Source organism: Gilliamella sp. Fer4-1 (genome assembly GCF_001690515.1).
GTDB classification, from domain to species: domain Bacteria; phylum Pseudomonadota; class Gammaproteobacteria; order Enterobacterales; family Orbaceae; genus Gilliamella; species Gilliamella apicola_C.
The window spans coordinates 1-3,317 of sequence record NZ_LZGZ01000285.1; the positions used below are offsets into that span (position 1 = coordinate 1).

Genomic DNA, 3,317 nt, shown 5'->3' on the forward strand with positions numbered 1-3,317 from the left:
TTGAATCATAACACACTAAAAAACTCGCCATCTAAATATAGATACAACGCTAAGCTTTCGGACAATAATTTGCGATATCTAAAATTTTATTTTAGCTATTTCAACAGTAAAGGGGTAGAACTACATGGTAATAACAACACTACTCTATTTACTATTTTTGATTAAAAAGGCAAATTTCCTTTTATCGACGAAAATTGCTCAATATTAACACCAAGGGATTTAAAATAATTAACAGCATCAATAATATCAGAGAATTTTTTAATTTGCTCAATGCCATAATCCTCTATAACGTCCATCTTACTTTCAATGATATAAAAAAGGTAAGTGCTATAAAATCCGCTTTTCTTTTTCAATGCGTATTGAAAAAAATAGCACTCTCCGTTTATTTCCTTTATTTCATCACATCCCCTGACGTTACCTTTTTCAATAGCGGAAAGTAAATTTTTAATTAAAATATTATCCATCTAAAAGTACCCAGCAGTTTACTACCCAAAGGTTAGTATTTTGTTATGTTAAGATAAAAGTTTGCTTTATTACATTTTTCAATCTTTAGATTATTGCGAATTCCAGTAAAATTAGTCATCAACTACATATAATCAACCAAATAATGGATCCAAGTAACGTTAGCACAACAATCATTTTTCTTTCAAAATGACTATGAGTTAGTTTGAAACGAAAAGCCTGCATTATAACTAGTATTAGCCCCAAGATTGCCATTACTAGACCTACATTACCAGAGCTATCTTTTGGCAAATTAGTCATGGTATTATCCATTTCTTGCATCCAATCGTATTTGCTAGAACCCATAACTAATAAGATAAAAATGCCAGCTAAGTAAATCACATAGTGTATAATAGCGATAATTTTTCTCATATAAATAAACTTGTAAAGTTGGTTAGAATTAAGTAGAAAGTGACCATAGATTATGGATTACTTTATTTGGATAATGGGATAGATCTTTTTCTCAATTACAAAAACGTTTACTATATTTAATTCTCTACAACTATTATTTATGGTAGAGTCGAAAAACAAAGTTGAGTAGAAAATCGTAATTAAATCTAAAAAGACCATCTTTATCAAATAAATAGTAGATAAAGTAAAGCTGAACGATTTAAACGCCATCCTAAACGTTCATAACTACTTATAACATACTTGACATTGACCAATTACATCAAACACATGATCATAAGTGCTTAAGATATAATGTTCATCACATTCGGTATCAAACACTTTATCAAAGCAAGATTTTTTACCAGTTGATATTTTGATTCATCAATCATCGTAATAGTTAAACTTTTTATATCTTTGAACTTAAAATAAACTAAAACTTCACCACTTAACCCATTATTTAATTGACAAAAAGATAAATCAAGAGAAGTTACTACCTCTAGTTCCAGAGGATACATATCTAATATGACATTTTTTAGAATAAAGGCATCTCTTCCATATACTTCACCATATAGAGTCTTAATAGCCTGATTATTTATTGTTAGCACCTTACTTTTATCCTTGCTTATCCATTTTTTGTTAAAAATTATTAGATATCATACAATTTTTTAAGGATCAGGATAAGGTAAAATCAAAAATGGTTAAACTTTATCTGCAAAAAAAATCACACAGTAATTTAGCCGAAAAATATAATCTGGCACCCTGCGCTTTAGATCACTAAATAAATCAAGCAAAGTGGCTCATTCAACCTACAAATCATCACAACCAGAAGAAAATAAGCTGTTTGCATTACACAAAAAGCTTAAACAGTTGCAAATGGAAAATAGCATCCTAAATGCAAACCAACATCATTATTCTGGCTACCTTATATAACTACTTAGAGGACGGCTTATATTGTCAGGCTATTTTCCTCCTGTAGAATTTAACAAACCACTTCCCCTTTAATTTTTTGTTTGCAAATGAGTTGCCATTCCAAAATATTGTAAATTTTAGCTTACTTATTCCTGTGCTTCTGCCCATAACAATTACCATACATAATTATAGAGATGAATTCTATATGCTTGACAACACTTATAATCTTTGCATAATTGCAGTCTAACATAAAATTAAATGATGATTTATGCCAATATTTTAATAAGGATTTATCAATGAAAAAAATACTAAAGATAGGTGTTGCCTCTTTGGTTTTAATTGGCACTTTGCACACTGCTAATGCCTATGAAATTACTTGCCCAATAGCGGTGAAAGTTAAATCTGCTCAATTTGATATTGATAGTGCTCCTGACGGTTGGGAAGTTTCAGAAAAAAGAAATGAGCGTAAAGTACTTAATGCCGCAGGTATTTATTCCGATAAACCTGTTAAATTAATTCAATTAAAACCTGAAGTAGGTATTATTGATGGCAAAAAATATGAGTCGACTTGGAATGTTAATACCATTTATGATAAAGAGGGTAACTGGATTAGCTGTGGCTATAATAGCGACGAAGTGCAATTAATAAAGAAAATCGATCCATCAATGAAAAGCTGCTGGATGACTAGTTCAAAAGATCAATTCGATAATCCACAAATTGTATTTAAGTGTAGCACGAGTGAATTACAAGAAATTCATTAAACATATAACTAATTTTCACTCGTAGTAAAAGATTAGTCGAGTGACAAGCTATAAACTATTTCCCGAAAAATGCAAAATCAAATTTGAATACAGAAAAAATATCAGCTCATTAAACAAAATTAATATAGCAAGCGGTGAAAAACGATGTTTTATCTGTATTAAAGCGCTTTATTGAGCGCCATTTTTTTGTTAATGGCAAGCGCAACATAATGAGACAGAAAGCTAAATATGAGTTTCTAAAAGGCTAAAAGTTAGAAATAATTAAACTAAATAGATAATCGTAAGAAGAAAAGTATAACAACTCAATAGCGCTAAAACCATTATTTCTTCAACGGACATAAATGCTTATCAAAAAAGCTTAAAATAAGTATAAAATGAATAAAGATAGTAAAGAGAAATATAACTGCACAATAGTGCTATTGCTAATATTGCACAAATAAACTTTAACAATTTATTTTCACATGCAAAAACTATAATTATACTCAATACAAAGACAGCCAAATACACCCACCAAAAAACAATCAGTGATGATAAAATACATCGAGAATATTGAATGGTATAGTCATAAACGAACTTATTTGTTAAATATAAATAATCATTTATATGGTGGCCCCTACTGGACTTGAACCAGTGACCAATCGATTATGAGTCGACTGCTCTGACCAACTGAGCTAAGGGGCCATTTTGGCGTGCGACTAAGTTAGTAGGGTTGCGATTATAATAGAGTTAAATCGAATTTGCTATAATTAATTAATA

Annotated in this window: 4 protein-coding genes and 1 tRNA gene; 1 reads left to right on the plus strand and 4 read right to left on the minus strand. The window is 29.9% G+C overall.

Going from position 1 to position 3,317, the window contains the following annotated elements; all coding sequences use genetic code 11:
* Window positions 1-161 precede the first annotated feature (161 nt).
* The 3 genes from A9G30_RS09865 to A9G30_RS09875 all read right to left on the minus strand — a co-directional run bounded on the left by A9G30_RS09865 (window position 162) and on the right by A9G30_RS09875 (window position 1,496).
* On the minus strand, window positions 162-464 hold the full coding sequence (locus A9G30_RS09865) for a hypothetical protein (RefSeq protein ID WP_065588841.1): 303 nt from the start codon (window positions 462-464) through the stop codon (window positions 162-164).
* Window positions 465-582: 118 nt separating this feature from the next.
* Entirely contained in the window at window positions 583-873 is a 291-nt protein-coding gene (locus A9G30_RS09870) for a hypothetical protein (protein WP_065588842.1), read from the minus strand.
* A 320-nt stretch (window positions 874-1,193) separates the two neighbouring features.
* The gene (locus A9G30_RS09875; RefSeq protein WP_065588843.1) at window positions 1,194-1,496 is read right to left on the minus strand and encodes a hypothetical protein; all 303 of its coding nucleotides are present in this window, start codon (window positions 1,494-1,496) and stop codon (window positions 1,194-1,196) included.
* A gap of 600 nt (window positions 1,497-2,096) precedes the next feature.
* Between A9G30_RS09875 and A9G30_RS09880 the strand changes: the two genes are divergently transcribed.
* Complete coding sequence (locus A9G30_RS09880) at window positions 2,097-2,561, plus strand: STY0301 family protein (RefSeq protein ID WP_065588844.1); 465 nt, start codon at window positions 2,097-2,099, stop codon at window positions 2,559-2,561.
* A gap of 604 nt (window positions 2,562-3,165) precedes the next feature.
* On the opposite strand, the gene A9G30_RS09885 is transcribed toward A9G30_RS09880, so the two are convergent.
* Window positions 3,166-3,242: transfer RNA gene (locus tag A9G30_RS09885), tRNA-Ile, on the minus strand.
* Window positions 3,243-3,317 lie beyond the last annotated feature (75 nt).